Annotated in this window: 3 protein-coding genes; all 3 read right to left on the bottom strand. The window is 70.0% G+C overall.

Features of this window, described 5'->3' with window-relative positions:
- The coding region (locus tag FNQ90_RS23220; RefSeq protein WP_182608140.1) for an alcohol dehydrogenase catalytic domain-containing protein at nucleotides 1-384 on the bottom strand (384 nt) is incomplete at its 3' end.
- A complete protein-coding gene (locus FNQ90_RS23225) occupies nucleotides 381-614 on the bottom strand; it encodes a helix-turn-helix transcriptional regulator (RefSeq protein ID WP_182608141.1) in 234 nt (77 codons plus the stop codon). The genes FNQ90_RS23225 and FNQ90_RS23220, both read right to left, overlap by 4 nt.
- A complete protein-coding gene (locus FNQ90_RS23230) occupies nucleotides 608-1,039 on the bottom strand; it encodes a hypothetical protein (protein ID WP_182608142.1) in 432 nt (143 codons plus the stop codon). The genes FNQ90_RS23225 and FNQ90_RS23230 overlap by 7 nt, the downstream gene beginning before the upstream one ends.
- Nucleotides 1,040-1,382 lie beyond the last annotated feature (343 nt).

Here is a 1,382-nt window from a genome sequence, read left to right on the forward strand (position 1 = left end):
GGTGGGAACCGTGGCGGCCTGCTCGAAGGTCAGGTTCGCCGGCTTCGGGGCGATCCGGTCCTCCCGGGCCCGGGCGTACTCGGCGAAGGCACCGGTGCAGGTGCCGAACACCTCGTCACCGGGGGCGAAGCGGGTGACCTTCGCCCCCACCCGCTCGACGCGGCCGGCGACATCCATGCCGGGCACCGGCTTTCTCGGCGCCCGCAGCCCCGAGACCAGACGCACCGGGTACGGCCTGCCGGTCATCAGATGGTGGTCGCCGATGTGCACGCCCGCCGCGCGGACGGCGATCAGCACCTCGTCCTCGCCGATCGACGGGGGTTCGACCTCGGTGAACTCCAGGACGTCCGCCGTCCCGTACGTCTTCTGCACGATGGCTCTCATGGTGACCCCTCCTCGGGATCCGGGTACTGGAACACGTCATCGAGCGACACCCCGAACACCCTGGCGATCCGGAAGGCCATCTCCAGGGAGGGCGAGTAACGCCCCTTCTCGATCGCGATGACGGTCTGTCGGGTCACGCCGATGCGATCGGCCAACTCCGCCTGCGTCATCTCCCCGTTCGCGAAACGAAGGGCTCGGATCCTGTTCGTGACCCCGGTCGGTTTCACCATGGGTGGAATCCTCGCCGATGGGCGACGATCCGCGCCGCCGACCCGAGCGCCGCCGACAGGACGAGGGCCAGGTAGACGGCGTTCGCGATCCAGAAGTGCGCCCACTCGGCCAGGGCCATGGCGAGTGCCGCCACGCCCCCGACCACCACCAGGGACTGGCCGACGTACTCCCCGAAGCGATCGATCTCCCGGTCGCGCTGGTCCTTGCGGTTCGCCCCTTCGGGCCAGATCGCGGCGATCACGATGTGCAGCACGATGCCGGCGGCGATGGAGATGCCGACCGCCCCCAGCAGCACCGGCACGTACGACACCTCCACGAGCGGGACACCGTCCCCCGCGCGGGCGAGCACCACCACCGCGTAGACCGCGTAGACGCCGAGGGCGAGCACCCCCTGTACCCACGCCCATCTCTCCTCGAAGGCCATGACCCCTCCCCACGTCAAAGAAACCTGACATGGATGAAAGTAAAGCAGCTCCGACACGGTGTCAATTTTTCTTTACCTCTACGACGATGAGGCCCGGCGCGTCGGACACGTCGTGGAGACCCCGGGGTGGTGAGAGGGCTACCCCGGCGGCCCCTACCGTGATCGCGTCCCTCCTCCCATCGACGGGCCCGGTCCCCGAAGGAGCCTCCTCGTGCGAACGCCCTCGCCTCCACGGCCGAATCGATGGACGCCGCCGGGCGCCCCGGCTCCCCCGGCCGACGACCCGCGTTCCGACCCCGGGTCCCCGGCCCCGGACCCGAAGCGACCGCTGTCCCGGTGGGCG

The sequence above is a fragment of the Streptomyces alkaliphilus genome, assembly GCF_014141535.1.
Classification (GTDB): Bacteria; Actinomycetota; Actinomycetes; order Streptomycetales; family Streptomycetaceae; genus Streptomyces; species Streptomyces alkaliphilus.